Below are 18630 nucleotides of genomic sequence, written 5' to 3' on the forward strand. Positions count from 1 at the left end.
TCGCCAACCTACACAAACGCCGCGCCTCCGGCCGGCCGGAAGCGCCGCCCTTGCGGACGGCGCCTTGCGCGTTCATCTTTGTACCACGAAAGCGGACGAATCCTTACGGTCCATTATCGGGCGAAGATGGCGTCATTTCGGTCGCGTCACCCATGTTCGCGGCAGGCATCAGCGCCGCAGTATCGGCGGAAGTCAGGGGAAGATTGGCAGCCCAGAACCACGGCAGCGTCTCGGCAAATAGGGCCACAAGCGCCGAATCGTCGTGAACAGTAGGACTGGCCATCCAACCTGCCAGCCCCCCTGCCAGTGTCGCGGCGTCACAAGCGGGGTCTGCAAGACATGACCGCAGGATTCGACTCTGCGGCAACGCTCGCCATACGGGCTCGCCGCTCAAAGCGTCGTTGAATGCGGCGAGTGCGTAATGTTTGAGCAAATCGGCCAACGGGCCAGGCACCGCCTGCGCAACTTGTGCCTCTGGCTGCACCGCCAGCCACGTCAGTCCCGCAGCAATCGCCAGCAGTCGCTGACGTTGCCGTGCCTGCATCGCTCGCCGGGATTCGGGATCCATCCGGTCTGCGGACAGCGTTGCCGCCGCCGTCTCCCGAAAAACTTCGTCGATATCCTGATGCGCTAACCGGCGCAATCGCTCGCTGTCCGAATGGGCCGCGAGCGCAACCAAAGCGTCGACGCGATCTCTGGTCGGCACACCGTCAGTGTGTGAGTGTTGGCGTTCGCAGGACGGGATGTCGCTATGCAGCATGGCATTGACCGCATCCCCGCCCGCGTCGCCCAACCAACGGCTAAGTAACCGCACGAATTCGTCCAGTCGACGCTCGGTCGGCCAGACCTCACGAAGGCACCCGAAGTCTCGAATCAGTGCGTGAAGTTGCGACATCTCGCCCGCGCGATACTGGTTGTCGATATCGCCGTCATTGACAACGACGCGAACACCCATCCATTGCCAACCGGCACCCGTGAAGTCTGCGATATGCCGAGCATCGTCGATCTCGTGAGTGGCGTCGTCGAGACAGATCTTCAACAGATGCCTCGGCAAGCGAGCGGCGACGCATCCATCAGCGCTAACCAAAACGAAGTGCTTCGGACCAAAGGCATCCGTGCCATCGTCGGACAATGCACTATGCAGATGCGCAGGCAATGTGTCATGCCATGCCTTGCGTAGCGCTTGCACCTGCGCATCGGTGACACCGCCCAAGCCCGATCCCGCCCAATAGAGCGTCTGACATACCGCACCGGCGAGCGGCCAGACAGCCTCGGGCGAATGCGCAAGGCAACGCGCCTCCAACGTTTGAACAAGCGACGGCACAATCCACGCTGCCTGCACGCGGGTCAACGGCACGCCCGTCAAATCGTCGATCGCCCTCGACAGCCACTGTTCTCGCAGCGCGCTGAAACCGTCGAGCATGCCCACGCCGCCGACACCGGGCTCCGCTGCCAGCAGACGGCCCAGCCATTCACTCTGTTGTACATCGATACGTAGGTTGGACAACGACGGTACCTGCGCCGACGTTGCATCACGCCGTAACGGCATCGACCCCGAACGCACTGCCAACGCGCGCAGCACCTGCCCAAAGACGTCGGCTCGCACCGCCGGCTGCTCAATCGGCAGCGTCATCCACGATTGCACGACATCAGCCAGCGCATCGGACGGCAACGACCGCAGCCACGCTGCGTCCAGTCGGATTCGCGCGCCTTGCCATTGCGTGCCGCCCAACTGACAAGCCGCGCCAAGGCGCAGCCGCTTCAAGCTTGCGCCACCGAAATGGGCCTCTCGCAAATCGCAAGCGACGAACGTCGCCCCGTCGAACTTGGCTTCGCGTGCATTCATGCGCGTGAGTTCGCAGTGCTGCATGACGACGCGCCGCATGTCGGCACCCGCAACACAAACAGCTTTCATCGTCACGCGCTCCCAATGCGAATTCGCGGCCTTCGCTCCGGTCAGGCGCATCGCATCGGCACGGCATTCGAAGAAGCTCGCGTGCCGCAAACGGCTACGCCGCATCGACGCATCATCGAGATGGTTGTGGGCAAACGCGACCGAATCGCAATCGGCATCACTGAAGTCCGCACCGGGCATGACAGCGAATCGGAAGTCGGCCCCTTGCGCCCGCACGTTCGCTAGCCTCGCGCCACTTAGATCGGCCCCATGAAACGAGGCACCGCGCAAATCGGCGCGCTCGAAATCGGCGCCAACGTTGCGTGTACGGTCGAGCTTCGCGCCGTTGAGGTCCGCACCGCCCCACCACACACCGTCGAAGCAGCCATGACTGAACCACGCCCCGGCGGCCTGCACGCCCCGCAAGTCCGCCATCGGCACCGACAGGTCGGGCAAGTCGGCATTGCGCAGATTCGTCATCGTCAACGCGACACTTAAGACAGCGGGTGGCCACTCGCGCACAGGCGTCCCCTCGCAGCTCGACGTGTCGAATCCACTGACCTCCGCCGCGGGCAGCCAGTGCCACTGCGCCAGCTTCGTTGTCGCAGTCACGTCCGGTGAACCCTCGCACCACTGAATCAGCGCCCGCAACACGCGCGAGACGTTGCCATCGGGCACCAGATGCGCGAAGCGTAACCGCCACGCGGTGGTCAGTGCCGCCTCATCCAACGGCAGCGCACCTTGCGATAGGCACCCGCCCGGCAGTTCCGCCGATCCCCGCGAGTTAAACGGTTGATCCGATGCTTCGGTATCGTGCGCAAGCACGTGCATCAACCACGCGACCTGCTGCCCGAGCACACGGCGTTCGTCAGCCCCGGCGCGCAGAATCAGCCACCGCAACGCCTCAGGCGGTGCCGCGCTCAATTGCTCAAGCTCGTGGTAGGAAAGTGCAGTGCCGGTCGGCACGCTCGGCGCACGGTTCGGCGCGGTGGTAAGCAGGACCATGTGTGGCTCCTCGTCGCATCCGCTGACGCGTGACGCGAATAAAAAGCGACCATGGTGCCCAAGGAAAACCCAGCAACGCGCTGGGTAAATTCTGAATTAGCAATCCATCACGCGGCGTGCGGCTTTGGCGTGACAGTGGCGAGAGCCATCAGCCGAGGCAGAGCGTCAGCGCATCTCGCCAATCCGGCGCGCGTACGCCGAACGTGCGCGCGAGCTTGTCATTGTCGAGTACCGAATACGCCGGACGCTTGGCCGGCAGCGGATACGCCGAAGTGGGAATCGGCACCACATTCGGACGCTTCTCCACCGCGCTCAGTTCGAGAATCGCCTCGGTGAAGCCATGCCACGTCGTCTGCCCTGCCGCCGTCAGGTGGTACACCCCGCTGCGCTCGCGCCAGAAGTCGGCATCAAAACCTGCTTCGCTCGTGCCCTGCGCCAGCGTCTGCGCCGTGAGCTCTGCAATCGTGCGGCACCACGTCGGCGCACCATGCTGATCGGCCACGATACGCAACTCGTCACGCTCGCGTGCCAGACGTTGCACGGTCAGCAGGAAATTGGCCCCGCGCGTGCCATAGACCCAGCTCGTACGCAGCACAAGGTGATTGGCACCGCTCGCGGCAATGGCCGTTTCACCGGCCAGCTTGGTGCGGCCGTAGGCATTCTGCGGATTGGTGGGCTCGTCTTCGCGATACGGCGCCGTACTCGTGCCGTCGAAAACGTAGTCGGTGGAATAGTGAACGACGAGTGCGCCGAGGCGCTTCGCCTGCTCGGCCATCACGCCGGGCACGACAGCATTGACTTGAAACGCTGCCGCCTCTTCGGTCTCCGCCCGATCGACGGCCGTATAGGCAGCCGGATTGACGATCAGATCGGGGGAAAAATCGCGGATCGTACGCACCACGCTATCGGTGTCGAGCAGGTCCATCTCGCTGCGCGACGGTGCGTAGACATCGCCCATGCCTTGCAGGCAACGCGCCAACTCCCAGCCCACCTGTCCCGTGGCGCCTGTCAGCAGGATCCGTCTTGTCATGATGCGACTCCCTTGTCTCATGTCTCAGTTCAGTCGGACCGTCCAGTCCGATTGAATCGGCGACATCGGTGAAACAGGGGAGCCTACCGTGATTACCTTCAGGTTTCCAGTCCCAGCTCCTGAATCTTACGGGTAATGGTGTTGCGCCCGATCCCCAGACGGCTCGCTGCTTCGACTTTCCGGCCACGCGTGAAGTCCAGGGCTTCGTTGATCAGCGCGGTCTCGAAGCGGCGTGTCAACTGGTCCATGACGTCGGGCGACGCCGAGCGCAACAGACGGGCCACTTCGCGCCGCAGGATGGGCTCCCAGCTTTCCGCGCCCATCGCATCGCCCGGGACTTGCGGGACGCTCGCGCCGTTTTGCGATACCCCCGCGCCACCGTTCGCGCCCGAGATGCCTGGCATTCCATTCGCCCCGGTGTAGCCCGCCGCACCACCGGCAGATGCACTCACCGAAGCGCCTGCGGGCGTTGCCGCCGCTGCGGCATAAGCGGGCACCGGCGCACCGGACCCGCCAACCGACGCGGGCGCCAGCGTCTGAAATTCCGGCGGCAAATCCTTGATCTCGACGGTCTGCGCCGGTGCCATCACGGTCAACCAGTTGCTCAGGTTCTCCAACTGACGCACGTTGCCCGGGAACGGGAAACGCGTCAGGTGATTGAGCGCCGCCTCGCTGATGCGCTTGGTCTCCACGCCCAGATCGCGCGCACTCTTTTGCAAGAAGTGACGCACCAGCAGCGGAATGTCTTCGTTGCGCTCACGCAGCGACGGCAAGCGCAGACGAATCACGTTGAGGCGGTGATACAAGTCTTCGCGGAACAGCCCCTGACGCACACGATCTTCCAAGTTCTGGTGCGTCGCGGCGATCACGCGCACGTTCGCCTTGATCGGGCTGTGTCCGCCCACACGGTAGTAATTGCCGTCCGAGAGCACACGCAACAAGCGCGTTTGCAGATCGAGCGGCATGTCGCCGATTTCATCCAGAAACAGCGTACCGTTCTCGGCTTGCTCGAAGCGCCCGCGGCGGGTCGCCTGCGCCCCGGTGAAGGCCCCTCGTTCGTGTCCGAACAGCTCGGACTCCAGAAGATCCTTCGGAATCGCGGCGGTATTGAGCGCGATGAACGGGCCCGATGCGCGCGGCGAATGCCGATGCAACGCACGGGCGACCAATTCCTTGCCCGAGCCCGATTCGCCGGTGATGAGTACCGTCGCGCTCGAGTGCGACAAGCGGCCGATGGCGCGGAACACGTCCTGCATGGCGCTGGCCTGGCCGAGAATCTCGGGCTCTTCGGTAATGCGCTCGTCGTCGGTTGCTTCGCGCAAGCTCTCTTCAACGGCGCGCAGAATCAGTTCAACCGCGCGATCCACGTCGAACGGCTTGGCGAGATATTCGAACGCCCCGCCTTGAAACGCGGCAACGGCGCTGTCGAGATCCGAGAACGCCGTCATGATGATGACCGGCAGGCCCGGGTGGCGTTGTTTCGCCATTTGCAAAAGCTCGAGCCCGGAACCGCCCGCCATGCGGATGTCCGAGACCAGCACTTGCGGCGAGTCGAGTTCGAGGGCAGCGCTGGCTTCGCGCGGGCCCGTAAAGCTGCGCACCGGCAAGTTGGCGCGCGAGAGCGCCTTCTCCAGCACCCATCGAATCGATTGGTCGTCGTCTACTATCCAGATCGGCTTCATTGTTCACCGTGTAACGTCTATGCCCGGCCGCAGGTGCTACGGCCGACGGCGTGAGGGCCGCATCAGCCCAGGGGCAGCAGGATTCGGAAATCCGTCCGTCCGGGCCGGCTTTCGCATTCGATCAGACCGTCGTGACGCTGTACGAACGACTGCGCCAGTGTGAGTCCCAGACCACTTCCCCCTTCGCGCCCGGAGACGAGCGGATAGAAGATGCGGTCACGAATGTCGGCGGGAATGCCAGGCCCGTTATCGATCACATGCAATTCCAATGCCAGCTTGTGCAAACGTTTGGCAATCGTGATCTTTCTTGCCACGCGCGTGCGTAAAACGATGCGTGCGTCACCGCGTGCAATCTGCTCGCGCAACGCTTCGGCGCCATTGCGCACGATGTTCAACAGCGCCTGAATGAGCTGCTCTTTGTCGCCGCGAAAATCCGGCAGGCTGACGTCGTAATCTCGCTCGATCGACAGCCCCTGCGGGAACTCGGCCAATACCACCGAGCGCACGCGCTCGCACACTTCGTGGATGTTCACGTCGGTGGCGATATACGGATGGCGGTGGGGCTCGAGCAGCCGGTCGACCAGCGTTTGCAACCGGTCGGACTCCTTGATGATGACTTGCGTGTACTCACGCAATTCGCGCTGTTCCAGCTCGAACTCCAGCAACTGCGCCGCACCGCGAATGCCGCCGAGCGGATTCTTGATTTCGTGGGCCAGATTGCGGATCAACTGCTTGTTCATCAACGCCTGGTCGATGATGCGTTCTTCGCGTTCGTTCTTGAGCTTCTGCTCGTTCTCGATCAATTCGACGATCACGAAATCGGGCGCAGCTTCCGGCGCTGCCACGATCGCATGCGTATGCAATGGCTCCTGCGCGGTGCGTTCAAGCACCAAATCGAGGCGCGTCGTCTGAAAGTGATTGGCGATCAGTTCGACCATCGTCGACGCGAGCACGTCGCCGTTGGTGAACACGTCGTTCCATGTCATCTGCGAAAGCGATCGGCGCGAGAGCGCCAGCAGCGCTTCGGCAGCCGGGTTGGCGAACACCACCCGCAGCGTGTGCTTCTCCAGCACCAGCAACACCGTCGGCAACGCTTCGAGGCCGGGCAGAATGCCGGTCGCCATCAGCTTCGCTTCCCACGGATCGACACTCGTCATCTGCGCGAGCAACGCATCGGCTGTCGCATCGGCGGGTACGGCTGTCGGTGGGGTCTCGCCCTTCGGCCGGGCTCCGGCACGCACAGTTTTCATCAAGGATCGAGGCGATAAGTTCATGGTGAAGTACCGGGTGACTGGCTGCGCCGGTCACGGCACGCAGGGATAAAAAAGGGGGACGGCCGCGGCCATCCCCCCTGGCTTGCAAGCATGACGGTCGGCCGCTGGCGTTCCGTCATGCCGGCGCATTCCCTGCGCAGCGCTTCGATTACAGCGAGTAGTACATTTCGAACTCGAGCGGATGCGTGGTCATCGCGATGCGACGCGCTTCATCCGACTTCAGTGCGATGTACGAATCGAGCATGCCGTCCGTGAACACGCCACCACGGGTCAGGAACTCGCGGTCTTCGTTCAGGTACTCCAGCGCTTGTTCGAGGCTCGAGCACACGGTCGGGATCTTTGCATCCTCTTCCGGCGGCAGGTCGTACAGGTTCTTGTCGGCAGCTTCGCCCGGGTGGATCTTGTTCTGCACGCCATCCAGACCGGCCATCAGCATGGCCGAGAAGGCCAGGTACGGGTTAGCCATCGGGTCCGGGAAGCGCGCTTCGATGCGGCGGCCCTTCGGGTTGGCAACGTACGGAATACGGATCGAGGCCGAACGGTTACGGGCCGAGTAGGCCAGCTTCACCGGGGCTTCGAAGTGCGGCACGAGGCGCTTGTACGAGTTCGTCGACGGGTTGACGATGGCGTTCAGGGCGCGGGCGTGCTTGATGATGCCGCCGATGTAGTACAGCGCGAATTCCGACAGACCGCCGTAGCCGTTACCGGCGAACAGGTTCTGACCATCCTTCCAGATCGACTGGTGGATGTGCATGCCCGAACCGTTGTCGCCAACGATCGGCTTCGGCATGAACGTGGCCGTCTTGCCGTAGCTGTGTGCCACGTTTTGCACGACGTACTTCAGGATCTGCGTCCAGTCGGCGCGTTGCACCAGCGTCGAGAACTTGGTACCGATTTCGTTCTGGCCTTGGCCAGCGACTTCGTGGTGATGCACTTCAACCGGCACGCCGAGTTGTTCGAGCAACAGGCACATTTCCGAGCGCATGTCTTGGAACGTGTCGACCGGTGCGACCGGGAAGTAGCCGCCCTTCGTGCCCGGACGGTGGCCGGTGTTGCCGCCTTCGAAGTCCTTCGACGACGACCACGGTGCTTCTTCCGAGTTGACGCGCACGAACGTGCCCGACATGTCGGTGCCCCACTGGACCGAGTCGAAAATGAAGAATTCCGGCTCCGGACCGAAGAAGGCGGTGTCGCCCAGGCCCGTGCTCTTCAGGTAGGCTTCAGCGCGCTTGGCGATCGAGCGCGGGTCGCGGTCGTAGCCCTTGCCGTCGGCCGGCTCAACCACGTCGCAGGTCAGCACCAGCGTGCTTTCTTCATAGAACGGGTCGATGTAAGCCGTGTTGGCGTCCGGCACCAGCAGCATGTCCGAGGCTTCGATACCCTTCCAGCCGGCAATCGACGAACCGTCGAAAGCGTGACCGCTCTCGAACTTATCGGCGTCGAAGTGCGACACCGGCACCGAGACGTGTTGTTCTTTGCCGCGCGTGTCGGTAAAGCGGAAGTCGACGAACTTGACATCTTCTTCCTTCACCAGGTTCAACACATCTGCCACTGATTTGCTCATGCTATCTCCCGAAAGATTCAATCTGGCGCTGCCGGCGCTAGTCACCAGCGTCGCCGCACCCTCTTAACGAACTCCGTGTTCGGATTCACCAGTGATTAGCACGAAGCGTGCCAGCCACCTATCCTGCTATCGCCGCTTACCCGTCCCATCCTTATCTCCCTCTGATTTCTAAGGAAATAATTCGCTGGATGCCCTCGCGAGAAGAATTCCCGTTCCCGGGCAGCGATTCTCCGCTTTGGTGCCGCTTTGGTGCATCACGCACCAAAACAACACCAAATTGGTGCATTGCCGGATTATGCACCTTTTAGGTGCCACTTGCCGGTTGGCGGCGATCCAGAATTGTGCATCGGATTGCACCGCCTGTGCGCCTGAAAGCTGCGCAGGGTTAGCGTTACCTCGGATCCTGCGAACGCGATCAAGCACGCCTCCCAGGCAAAGTGCACGCTAGAATGAGAGTCAACCTTCGACCAACGAGATCACAGCAATATGACAAGCGCGAACGCCATTCTCGAACAAGCCGCCCAACGCCGTGCCACCGGCCAACTCGCCTACTCGGGCGCCGTGACGCCGGAAGAGGCGCTGGCCTTGCTGCAAGCCGATCCGAATGTCCGCCTGATCGACGTGCGCACGCGCGCGGAACTCGACTGGGTCGGCCGCCCGCAAGTGCCGGATGGTCAGTACGTCAACGTGGAATGGGTGCGCTACCCGGGTGGCGTGCCAAACGAGCAGTTCCTCGAACAACTCGCTTCGCAGGCCGCCAGCAAGGACACGCCGCTGCTCTTCCTGTGCCGCAGCGCTGCGCGCTCGAAGGCCGCCGCTAAAGTTGCCTATGAAGCCGGCTATACGAAGTCGTTCGACATTCTCGAAGGCTTCGAAGGCGACAAGGACAGCGCCGGCCACCGCAAGCATGTGAGCGGCTGGTGCTTCCGCGGCTTGCCGTGGCTGGGCGCATAAGCACGCCCTAACACGCTATTCATCGAACTACGGTCTATCGTACCGAGGAGACGCCAGCATGGACTGGACGCATTTGCTGACCTTCGCACTCGCGTTGTTTGTGGGTGCAGGAACCCCGGGGCCGGGCATCGCCGCCATCGTGGCGCGCGTCCTCGGACGTGGCATGCAAGGCGCCATCGCCTTTTCGGCTGGCGTGGCAATTGGCGATGTGGTGTGGCTCACGCTGGCCGTGTTGGGTGTCGCGGCGCTGGCTCACACATTCTCTGGCGTGTTTCTGGCGATCAAATACGCGGGGGCGGCTTACTTGCTCTATCTCGCGTGGAAGATGTGGCACGCCCCGGCAGTCCCGCCTGCGGAGCCGATGGCGAATGCGCCGCGCGAGAAATCGTGGCGGCTCTTTCTTGGGGGCTTGTCGGTCACGCTGGGCAACCCGAAAGTGGTCGTGTTCTATTTCGCGCTACTGCCTAACTTGCTCGATCTGCAACGCATCACGGCGCTCGGGTATTTCGAAGTTGTGGGCGTTACGCTCTCAGTGCTGTCCATCGTGTTCGGCAGCTACATCCTGCTCGCGGCACGGGCGCGCCGCCTACTCAGTTCTGCACGTGCCGTGCGCCGTCTGAACCGGGCCACCGGCACGGTCATGGCGGGCGCCGCTGTGGCCATCGCCACGCGATAAGTTCTAAAAACGCGTCGCGCATTGTTGCGTCAGACGTAAGGGTGCATTTGCTCAATCGCCGTTTCTCTGGCGTGACAAGACGCCTAGACTCGTCTTCATTGGTAGCGATCGGCCCTCGTCGCGCTGCGGCTTCCCTCAGTTTTACTGCGGCAGCGCGACTCGACGCACGCAAGCCGGATGGCATCTCCGGTTTGCGCTGCGTCACCTCTTCTACGTCATTCCGATATCACCGCGATATCTCTGCCGTATGGTCCGTCGACAGGCGCGCGCCGATGCGTGAGCGGTCATCGTCAAGCCATTCTGGCCAGTCCACTTCCCCTCTGGCCGGGGCAGGCGCCGACGATGTCCTCGGGTGCGTCTCCTGTCGCCATGCGTTCCCCGCTATTGCATGGGAGGCATGGGACTTTCGCCCGTTCCCCGCCCAGGGAGCGGGCTTTTTTCGTTGAGGCACGTGCCCTGCGTGCTACCATGCAGCCGTTTCAATTTGCATAGACAGGATCATCCGGTGAGTCAGATCGAATTCGATATCGAGTGGACCGAGCGCGCAGCGAAAAAGGCCGAGCGGATCATCAAGAAGGACACGCCTATCGCGTTGCCGCCGATCGAATGCATGCCTGCCGAAGGCGACGTGTTGTTCCTCGGCCAGGGCGACAAGAAGCAGCCGTTCGTGGTGGTGGAGCGTCAGTACCATCACGAAGGCGAAGATGCATGGACGATCGTCCTGATTCTGGATCTGCCGGAGTAAGGATTTGCGACGGCCAGGCGACGCTTGATAACGCTAACGAGTGCTTCACTAGTGCTTATTAACGCTTAGTCGCGCAGCACCGAACGCATCGCACGCGGCGCGGCCACTGGGGAAATCCCGGTTGCCGCGCCGCTTTGCTTGGGGCGGACCATTTTCTATACTCGAATCGCGTCTTATGTGCGTGATATCGGCAGGGAGATGGACCATGATCATGCCCCACCTTTCCAATGCGCAGCTCGTGACCATGTTCGCCATTGCGGTGTTCGGTGCCATTGTCGTTGGCGCGATGCCGTGCAAGGGCGCCGTTCGAATGTGCTGGCGCTCGCTGCTGGTCGTGGTGGGTGCGGTACTCGCCGTGTTGGCGTTTGAACTCGTGCCACTGCTCGCCTGAGACCTTTTTTGCGGATTTTCATCATTAAGGGTTGACCCCATGCGGAAGAGCCGATAATATCTCGGTCTCGTTGGGGCGTTAGCTCAGTTGGTAGAGCAGCGGACTCTTAATCCGTAGGTCGAGTGTTCGAGTCACTCACGCCCCACCATCGCAAAGCCGAAAGGCACCGAGAAAGGCTGCCACTTGCAGCCTTTTTTGTTCCCGGTAACACCGGGGCGTTAGCTCAGTTGGTAGAGCAGCGGACTCTTAATCCGTAGGTCGAGTGTTCGAGTCACTCACGCCCCACCAGATACCCTTCAAGGGCCGCACGTTGTGCGGCCCTTGTCGTTTCTGCTGACGCAATCCCCCCTCCCTGTCGTCCAATTCCTACAGTCGATTCAGTTCCGACCGATAGTGCACGCACGATGCGCCCACTAAGCTGGATTCATACCGCCGCGCGCCACGTGATGCACCTGGTACTCGGCTGACACTCGCTACCGGAGAGACATCATGAAAACGGCGAAGTCGATACTCGTTCTAGCCACCGCGCTCGTCATGGGCGCGTCCATCGTCGGTTGCACACTCGGCGGGGCCGCAGCGGGCGGCGTGATCGGCCACGAAGCCACTGGCGGCAGCACCGCAGGCACGATCGGCGGCGCCGTGGTCGGCGGCGTGATCGGTCACGAACTGGGTAAGTAACTGGTTCAACGACCGGTGAAAATCGGTCGCAATGGCTCATATTTACATGACGTCGAGTCCGATAAAGTGAATCCCGTGAATAGTTCACGCACAAGCCGCGTCTGTGTCGCACGCACTACCAGGTCGATTCTCCGCCCACCGCAATCATCGCAAAGCCTCACCTGACAAGCCCTCGCGGGCCGAGGTCGCGTGCGCCATGCTCCGTTCGTGTGCGCTAGCTGGCTCGTCAGTGAATAGTTCGTGAATAGTTCAGACGGGCGTATGCGTGACCGCATGTCAGCTCGCAAACACCTCGCCGGGCGCTCTCGTGTTCCAGCGCCCTCCACTCCCCACAATGAACAACGCCCCGTTGTCGGCGCAGCCGTACATCACCAGGGCATCGCCCGCGAGTGTCGCCGTGACCGCGCGCGCCTCCTCCACGCTGTCGAAGCGTTTGGCCTGTGAGGTGCACGTCGCATAGTGCCGCCCGCCACCGGGCAAGCGTCCATCCTGCCGGCCAATGAACGCCGCCTGCCGCGCGATCCAGACAAAATGCCCCTCGCATTTCGCCACCGCCGGCGGGCGCTTGACCGTCGAATCCTCCGTCTGCGACGGCTGCCCCGCCCGGTGCAAACGCAATTGCCGACGCACCGCCGCATCCGACCAACGACCCATCCCAATATCCTTTGCTCTGCTCTTTGCCATGATTTTTACCCCCGTTTTTTGCCTGCGGCACTGCGCTCGCGGGCACTCCGATAATGGTGAACAATAATGCGGTGAATGGGGTTGGGGAGTGTCCGATATGCGATGCCGCGCCCCGGGGCCACGCTTCACGCGCACTGAAACTCACGGGTCGTTAACCAAAGGATGCGCAAAGGGGGCACCGGCACGACGGTCAACAGCGCTATTCCCCTGTATTTACAACGCAGCCTTCGCGCAACAGCACCGCAATACACACTTCGAATCGACGCTGCGTTGTCTACACTGAGACATGGCAACCGTCACGTTCGCCCCCGCCATCCAACGTCATGTTCCCGTCGACGACCAACGCGTCGACGGCGCGAGCGTGCAGACCGTACTCGCTGCGTGCATGGCACGTGCCCCCGAATTGCGCGGCTACCTCTTCAACGATCAGGGCCGACTGCGCGCACACGTCGCCGTCTTTGTCGACGGCCATCTCATCAAGGACCGCCATCACCTGAGCGACGCTCTCGGCGCGCAAAGCCGCGTGTACGTCGCGCAAGCCCTTTCCGGTGGATGAACGAAGGCAGGCGAACAGGCCGATGCGCCGATGAACGAACTGCGCACGGTCGAGGAGGAACATCGTGAACAACGACACCCGACCCGTGCTGCGGGTCGCCACCCGCAAGGGATTATTTACGTGGCACCGCGAGGCAACTGGCTGGCAGTTGGCATCGAATACGCCAGCGTTTCCCGGCGAGCCGGTGACCATGGTGCTGCACGACGCACGCGACGGCACCGACTACGCTGCGCTCAATCTCGGCCACTTCGGCGTCAAGCTCTGGCGCAAGGCGGCCGACGCCAGCGAGTGGTCGGAACTGGCACCGCCCGCCTTCCCGAAAGCGAACGGCGCAGACACCGTCCCCAACCATCAAGCCCCCAGCGTCGAACTCCTCTGGACGTTAGAAGCCGCTGGCCCCGACGCGCCCGGCGTGCTTTGGGCCGGAACGATTCCGGGCGGCCTCTTCCGGTCTCCCGATCGCGGCGAGCACTGGCACCTGGTGCAAAGCCTGTGGGATCGCCCCGAGCGCGCCGAATGGATGGGTGGCGGCTACGATCACCCCGGCCTGCACTCCATTTGCATCGATCCGCACGACAGCCGCCACGTTATCGTCGCGATCTCGACCGGCGGCGTCTGGCGCACCCGCGACGACGGCGCCACGTGGTCGCTGGCAGCCACCGGCATGGAAGCCGATTACATGCCGCCGGAACGCCGACTCGATCCGAACGCACAGGACGTACACCGTCTCGTACAGTGCCGCGCCGCCCCCAACGCCTTATGGGCGCAACATCACAACGGCATCTTTCGCAGCCTCGACTTCGGCACGCAATGGCGCCGCATTCATGCCCTGCCCTCGAGTTTCGGTTTCGCCGCCGCAGTCGATCCGCATGACCCTGACACCGCGTGGTTCGTGCCAGCGCAACGCGACGCCTGCCGCATCCCCGTCGACGCCTGCCTCGTCGTCACGCGCACGCGTGATGGCGGCGAGACCTTCACATCCCTTGCTCACGGTCTGCCCGAGACACCGTCTTACGACTTGATCTACCGACACGGCCTCGATGTCGATGCCTCCGGACGCACGCTCGCGATGGGCTCGACCACAGGGGCGCTTTGGATCAGCGAGGACGCCGGCGATCACTGGCGCGTATTAAGCACTCACCTACCTCCGATCTACGCCGTCCGATTTGGGTAAGTTTTTAGCCAAATTCATGTCGGCGTTTACCCCGTTCGTTTGTCAGACACCTTCAGAGAGTCGTATTTCACGTCGTATACGAAGGTAGACGGACTGGCTTCCCTTGAATCCCCCCGTCACGCGTCGCCGGACATGTCACACGTGTCGTTCCCGGCGCGTGAGCCAATGCCGCGTCGTGCCTTATCCCTTGTATCGACGCGTGCTGCGGCAGCCCGGCGACCACTCCTCGCAACGTCGGAAACGTCACGTCACCCGTGTCGTTCCGGCTCCACATCCCTAGAACGGAGTCACTCCCTATGCGAATCGCCGACCTGAAAATCCGGACCCGACTGGCTATCGGCTTCGGCACCCTACTGGTGCTGTTGCTCGCCATGCTGGTCATCGCGCTAGTGCGTTTCGTGGCCATTGAACGCGCCAACGAAATGCTGCTGACCAGCGCCTGGTCCAAGGCCGACGCCGCCCACACCATCGACGCCATGGTGCGCGGCAACGGACGCCGTATGCTCGAAGTCATCGCCACACCCGACGCTGCGCAACGCAAGACCTACAACGAGCGCATCGACGTGAACCTCGCGCGTACGGCAGACGCCTTGCAGGTACTCGACAAGTACGTCACGAGCGAAGACGGCAAGAAACTGCTTGTCAGCATTCGCCAGCACAACGAGGCATTTCAGAAGGCCCGCGCTTCGGTGATCGCCCAGTTGAGCGCCGACCAGCGAGAAGCCGCACTCGGCACCGTCGAACGCGAGGCATTGCCCGCGCTCGACGCGATGCAGGCCGAAGCGGTCGACCTCGTGAAACTCCAGCAGAAGATCGTCGACGAGACCGGCGCCGCGACTAGCGCCGATATCGTCTTCGCGAAGTGGCTACTTGCGGCGATCGGCGCCGTGGCCGCCGTCGTAGGGATCGGGGCCGCGTGGTCGGTCACCCGCAGCGTCACGCGTCCGATCGCGCGCGCCGTGCAAATTGCCGAGCGCGTGGCACAAGGCGACCTCACGAGCCGCATCGATGTCACGAGCCGCGACGAGACCGGCCAACTGATGGCCGCCCTCAAACACATGAATGAAAGTCTTGATCAGATCGTGCGGCGCGTGCGCACCGGCACGGCAGCGATTGCTTCGGCTTCCGGTGAATTGCTGGCGGGCAATACCGATCTGTCGGCGCGCACCGAAGAGCAAGCCGCCTCGCTCGAAGAAACCGCGTCGTCGATGGAGCAGTTGACCGCGACCGTCAAACAAAACGCGGACAACGCACGCCAAGCCAGCCAATTGGCAGCGAACGCATCGGAGATCGCTGGCGAAGGCGGCCGCGTGGTGGAGCGTGCCGTGTCGTCGATGCAGGAAATCGCGGCCAGCTCGTCGAAGATTAACGACATCATCGGTGTGATCGACGGCATCGCATTTCAGACGAACATCCTCGCGCTCAACGCTGCGGTGGAAGCGGCACGCGCCGGCGAACAAGGCCGCGGCTTCGCCGTCGTCGCCGGTGAAGTGCGCACCCTTGCCCAACGCAGCGCCGCCGCTGCCAAGGAAATCAAGGGGCTGATCGAGACGTCGGTCGGCAAGGTCGAAGACGGCTCGTCACAAGTGCGCGATGCGGGCCGCACCATGACCGACATCGTGCAGGCCGTGCAACGCGTGACCGACATCATGGGAGAAATTTCGGCGGCCTCGGCAGAGCAATCGGGTGGCATCGAGCAGGTGAATACTGCCGTGATGCAAATGGATCAGGTCACGCAGCAAAATGCCGCGCTCGTTGAACAAGCCACCGCAGCCGCAGGTTCGCTGGAAGATCAGGCACGTCACCTGCGCGAAGCCGTCGCCGTGTTTCAGTTGCCAGACGGACACACGATGAGCACGTTGCACGACGACGACGCACTGGCACCCGCCGCCAATGCGCCGCGCGGTGCCGTGCTCGCGTTCTCACGTGAGCGTCATATCGCCTGACCGAGTCCGCGCGACTGACTCGCCGCACCTGATATCGGGCGATCCGCTGCCCCCGTCGAACGGGTGACGTCGACGGCGGGCAGGCTGCCGCAAAGCCCCGTGGCTGCTCGTCTTCGGGGCAATGTCACTGCCTGCGCGGCAACGCAACATTGGAGTATGATGGCTGCTGCTATGCTTTTCCCACCGTCTGGCAAAAGAGGTGCATTGTGGCCCGAGAAACCCCCATCGAGCGCTATCGCAACATTGGCATTAGCGCTCACATCGACGCTGGCAAGACGACGACGACCGAGCGGATCCTGTTCTACACGGGCGTCAATCACAAGCTCGGCGAAGTTCACGAAGGCGCTGCCACGATGGACTGGATGGAGCAGGAACAGGAACGCGGCATCACGATCACGTCGGCCGCGACGACCTGCTTCTGGACCGGCATGGCCGGTAACTATCCGCGTCACCGCATCAATATCATCGACACCCCCGGACACGTCGACTTCACCATTGAAGTCGAGCGTTCCATGCGCGTGCTCGATGGCGCCTGCATGGTCTACGACTCCGTCGGCGGCGTGCAGCCGCAATCGGAAACGGTCTGGCGTCAGGCCAACAAGTACAAAGTGCCGCGCATCGCGTTCGTCAACAAAATGGACCGCATCGGCGCCGACTTCTTCCGCGTCTACAAACAGATTCACGAACGCCTGCGCGGCAACGCCGTGCCGATCCAGATTCCGATCGGTGCGGAAGACGGCTTTCAGGGTGTGGTCGATCTCGTGAAGATGAAAGGCATCGTCTGGGACGAAGCGTCCAAGGGCGTGAAGTTCGACTACATCGACATTCCGGCGAATTTGAAAGAGAGCGCGCAGGAATGGCACGACAAGATGGTCGAAGCCGCCGCCGAAGCCGACGAAGCGCTGCTTGAGAAATACCTCGGCGGCGACACGCTCACCGAAGACGAAATCAAAGCCGGCCTGCGCAAGCGCACGGTCGCGGGCGAAATCGTCCCGATGCTGTGCGGCACCGCCTTCAAGAACAAGGGCGTGCAAGCCATGCTCGACGCCGTGATCGACTACCTGCCCTCGCCGGTCGATGTGCCCGCTATTGCCGGTCACGACGAAGACGACAAGGTGATCGAGCGCCACCCGGCCGACGACGAAAAGTTCTCGGCACTCGCGTTCAAGATCATGACCGACCCGTTCGTGGGCCAATTGATCTTCTTCCGCGTGTATTCGGGCGTGATCGAGTCGGGCGCGACCGTCTACAACCCGACCAAGAGCAAGAAGGAACGCATGGGGCGCATTCTTCAAATGCACGCCAACCAGCGTATCGAGCTCAAGGAAGTGCGCGCGGGCGATATCGCCGCCGCCGTCGGCTTGAAGGAAGCGACCACCGGCGACACATTGTGCGACCCGGACGCCATCATCATCCTCGAGAAGATGGAATTCCCCGAGCCAGTGATTTCGCAGGCGGTCGAGCCGAAGACGAAGGTCGATCAGGAAAAGATGGGCCTCGCGCTCAATCGTCTCGCGCAGGAAGATCCGTCGTTCCGCGTGCAGACCGATGAAGAATCGGGGCAGACGATCATCTCGGGCATGGGCGAGCTGCACCTCGAAATTCTCGTCGACCGGATGCGCCGCGAGTTCGGCGTGGAAGCCACCGTCGGTAAGCCGCAGGTGGCGTATCGCGAAACGGTTCGCAACAAAGTCGAAGATGTGCAGGGCAAGTTCGTCAAGCAGTCGGGCGGTCGCGGCCAGTACGGCGACGTGGTCATCACGCTCGAACCGGACAAGGAAAAGCTGTACGAATTCGTCGACGCCATCAAGGGCGGTGTGGTGCCGCGCGAGTACATCCCGGCCGTGGACAAGGGCATTCGCGAGACGCTTACCAACGGGGTGATCGCCGGGTATCCGGTCGTCAACGTGAAGGTCACGCTCACGTTCGGCTCGTACCACGACGTGGACTCCAACGAAAACGCGTTCCGCATGGCCGGATCGATGGCCTTCAAGGAAGCGATGCGACGTGCCGGGCCAGTGCTGCTCGAACCGATGATGGCCGTGGAAGTCGAGACGCCCGAAGAGTTCATGGGCAACGTGATGGGCGATTTGTCGAGCCGTCGCGGCATGTTGCAAGGCATGGACGATATCGCCGGTGGCGGCGGCAAGCTGGTGCGTGCCGAAGTGCCGCTCTCGGAGATGTTCGGTTACTCGACGTCGCTGCGCTCGCTCACGCAAGGCCGTGCGACGTACACAATGGAGTTCAAGCAATACGCCGAAGCGCCGAGAAACGTGGCCGAAGCCATTATTTCGGCCAAGAAATAAGCGGCGCAAGCGAGCAGCTGCTAACGCCCGCCGCCGGATCGTGCAACGTCACGACATCCGGCGGCGGGCGT

At 62.5% G+C, this 18630-nt stretch carries 15 protein-coding genes and 2 tRNA genes; 11 read left to right on the forward strand and 6 right to left on the reverse strand.

What is annotated here, in order from left to right; translation table 11 throughout:
• Positions 1 to 103: 103 nt before the first annotated feature.
• The 5 genes from ACPWR9_RS13490 to glnA form a co-directional block, all read right to left on the reverse strand.
• Positions 104 to 2899, reverse strand: coding sequence for a pentapeptide repeat-containing protein (locus ACPWR9_RS13490; protein WP_426298364.1), 2796 nt, complete (start codon positions 2897 to 2899; stop codon positions 104 to 106).
• A 148-nt stretch (positions 2900 to 3047) separates the two neighbouring features.
• The gene (gene rfbD, locus ACPWR9_RS13495; protein ID WP_426298366.1) at positions 3048 to 3929 is read right to left on the reverse strand and encodes a dTDP-4-dehydrorhamnose reductase; all 882 of its coding nucleotides are present in this window, start codon (positions 3927 to 3929) and stop codon (positions 3048 to 3050) included.
• 98 nt (positions 3930 to 4027) lie between these two features.
• Complete coding sequence (ntrC, locus tag ACPWR9_RS13500) at positions 4028 to 5611, reverse strand: nitrogen regulation protein NR(I) (protein WP_426298368.1); 1584 nt, start codon at positions 5609 to 5611, stop codon at positions 4028 to 4030.
• A 62-nt stretch (positions 5612 to 5673) separates the two neighbouring features.
• A complete protein-coding gene (gene glnL, locus ACPWR9_RS13505; protein ID WP_426299352.1) occupies positions 5674 to 6768 on the reverse strand; it encodes a nitrogen regulation protein NR(II) in 1095 nt (364 codons plus the stop codon).
• 265 nt (positions 6769 to 7033) lie between these two features.
• Complete coding sequence (gene glnA / locus ACPWR9_RS13510; protein ID WP_150678565.1) at positions 7034 to 8449, reverse strand: type I glutamate--ammonia ligase; 1416 nt, start codon at positions 8447 to 8449, stop codon at positions 7034 to 7036.
• Between the two features lie 486 nt (positions 8450 to 8935).
• Here glnA and ACPWR9_RS13515 point away from each other — a divergent pair, with 486 nt between their 5' ends.
• From ACPWR9_RS13515 to ACPWR9_RS13545, 7 genes are all read left to right on the forward strand, one after another.
• Complete coding sequence (locus ACPWR9_RS13515) at positions 8936 to 9403, forward strand: rhodanese-like domain-containing protein (protein ID WP_426298370.1); 468 nt, start codon at positions 8936 to 8938, stop codon at positions 9401 to 9403.
• A 58-nt stretch (positions 9404 to 9461) separates the two neighbouring features.
• Positions 9462 to 10079, forward strand: coding sequence for a LysE family translocator (locus ACPWR9_RS13520; protein ID WP_426298372.1), 618 nt, complete (start codon positions 9462 to 9464; stop codon positions 10077 to 10079).
• Positions 10080 to 10584: 505 nt separating this feature from the next.
• A complete protein-coding gene (locus tag ACPWR9_RS13525; protein ID WP_150678568.1) occupies positions 10585 to 10824 on the forward strand; it encodes a DNA-binding protein in 240 nt (79 codons plus the stop codon).
• 205 nt (positions 10825 to 11029) lie between these two features.
• Entirely contained in the window at positions 11030 to 11215 is a 186-nt protein-coding gene (locus ACPWR9_RS13530) for a hypothetical protein (RefSeq protein WP_150678569.1), read from the forward strand.
• A 72-nt stretch (positions 11216 to 11287) separates the two neighbouring features.
• Positions 11288 to 11363: transfer RNA gene (locus ACPWR9_RS13535), tRNA-Lys, on the forward strand.
• A 64-nt stretch (positions 11364 to 11427) separates the two neighbouring features.
• Positions 11428 to 11503, forward strand: a tRNA-Lys gene (locus ACPWR9_RS13540).
• A 201-nt stretch (positions 11504 to 11704) separates the two neighbouring features.
• Positions 11705 to 11893, forward strand: a complete 189-nt coding sequence (locus ACPWR9_RS13545) for a glycine zipper 2TM domain-containing protein (protein ID WP_426298374.1) — start codon at positions 11705 to 11707, stop codon at positions 11891 to 11893.
• 276 nt (positions 11894 to 12169) lie between these two features.
• Here ACPWR9_RS13545 and ACPWR9_RS13550 read toward each other — a convergent pair whose 3' ends face one another.
• Positions 12170 to 12547 carry a hypothetical protein gene (locus ACPWR9_RS13550; protein ID WP_426298376.1) on the reverse strand — a complete coding sequence of 126 codons (378 nt, stop codon included), beginning with the start codon at positions 12545 to 12547 and terminating at the stop codon, positions 12170 to 12172.
• A 316-nt stretch (positions 12548 to 12863) separates the two neighbouring features.
• On the opposite strand from ACPWR9_RS13550, the gene ACPWR9_RS13555 reads away from it, so the two are divergent.
• From ACPWR9_RS13555 to fusA, 4 genes are all read left to right on the forward strand, one after another.
• Complete coding sequence (locus ACPWR9_RS13555; RefSeq protein WP_426298378.1) at positions 12864 to 13133, forward strand: MoaD/ThiS family protein; 270 nt, start codon at positions 12864 to 12866, stop codon at positions 13131 to 13133.
• 64 nt (positions 13134 to 13197) lie between these two features.
• A complete protein-coding gene (locus ACPWR9_RS13560) occupies positions 13198 to 14307 on the forward strand; it encodes a WD40/YVTN/BNR-like repeat-containing protein (RefSeq protein WP_426298380.1) in 1110 nt (369 codons plus the stop codon).
• A gap of 296 nt (positions 14308 to 14603) precedes the next feature.
• Entirely contained in the window at positions 14604 to 16253 is a 1650-nt protein-coding gene (locus ACPWR9_RS13565) for a methyl-accepting chemotaxis protein (protein ID WP_426298382.1), read from the forward strand.
• Between the two features lie 206 nt (positions 16254 to 16459).
• Positions 16460 to 18559: an elongation factor G gene (fusA, locus tag ACPWR9_RS13570; RefSeq protein WP_426298384.1), complete on the forward strand. Its 2100-nt coding sequence runs from the start codon at positions 16460 to 16462 to the stop codon at positions 18557 to 18559.
• Positions 18560 to 18630: the final 71 nt, after the last annotated feature.

This window comes from Pandoraea pneumonica, from assembly GCF_049918595.1.
GTDB lineage: Bacteria > Pseudomonadota > Gammaproteobacteria > Burkholderiales > Burkholderiaceae > Pandoraea > Pandoraea pneumonica_A.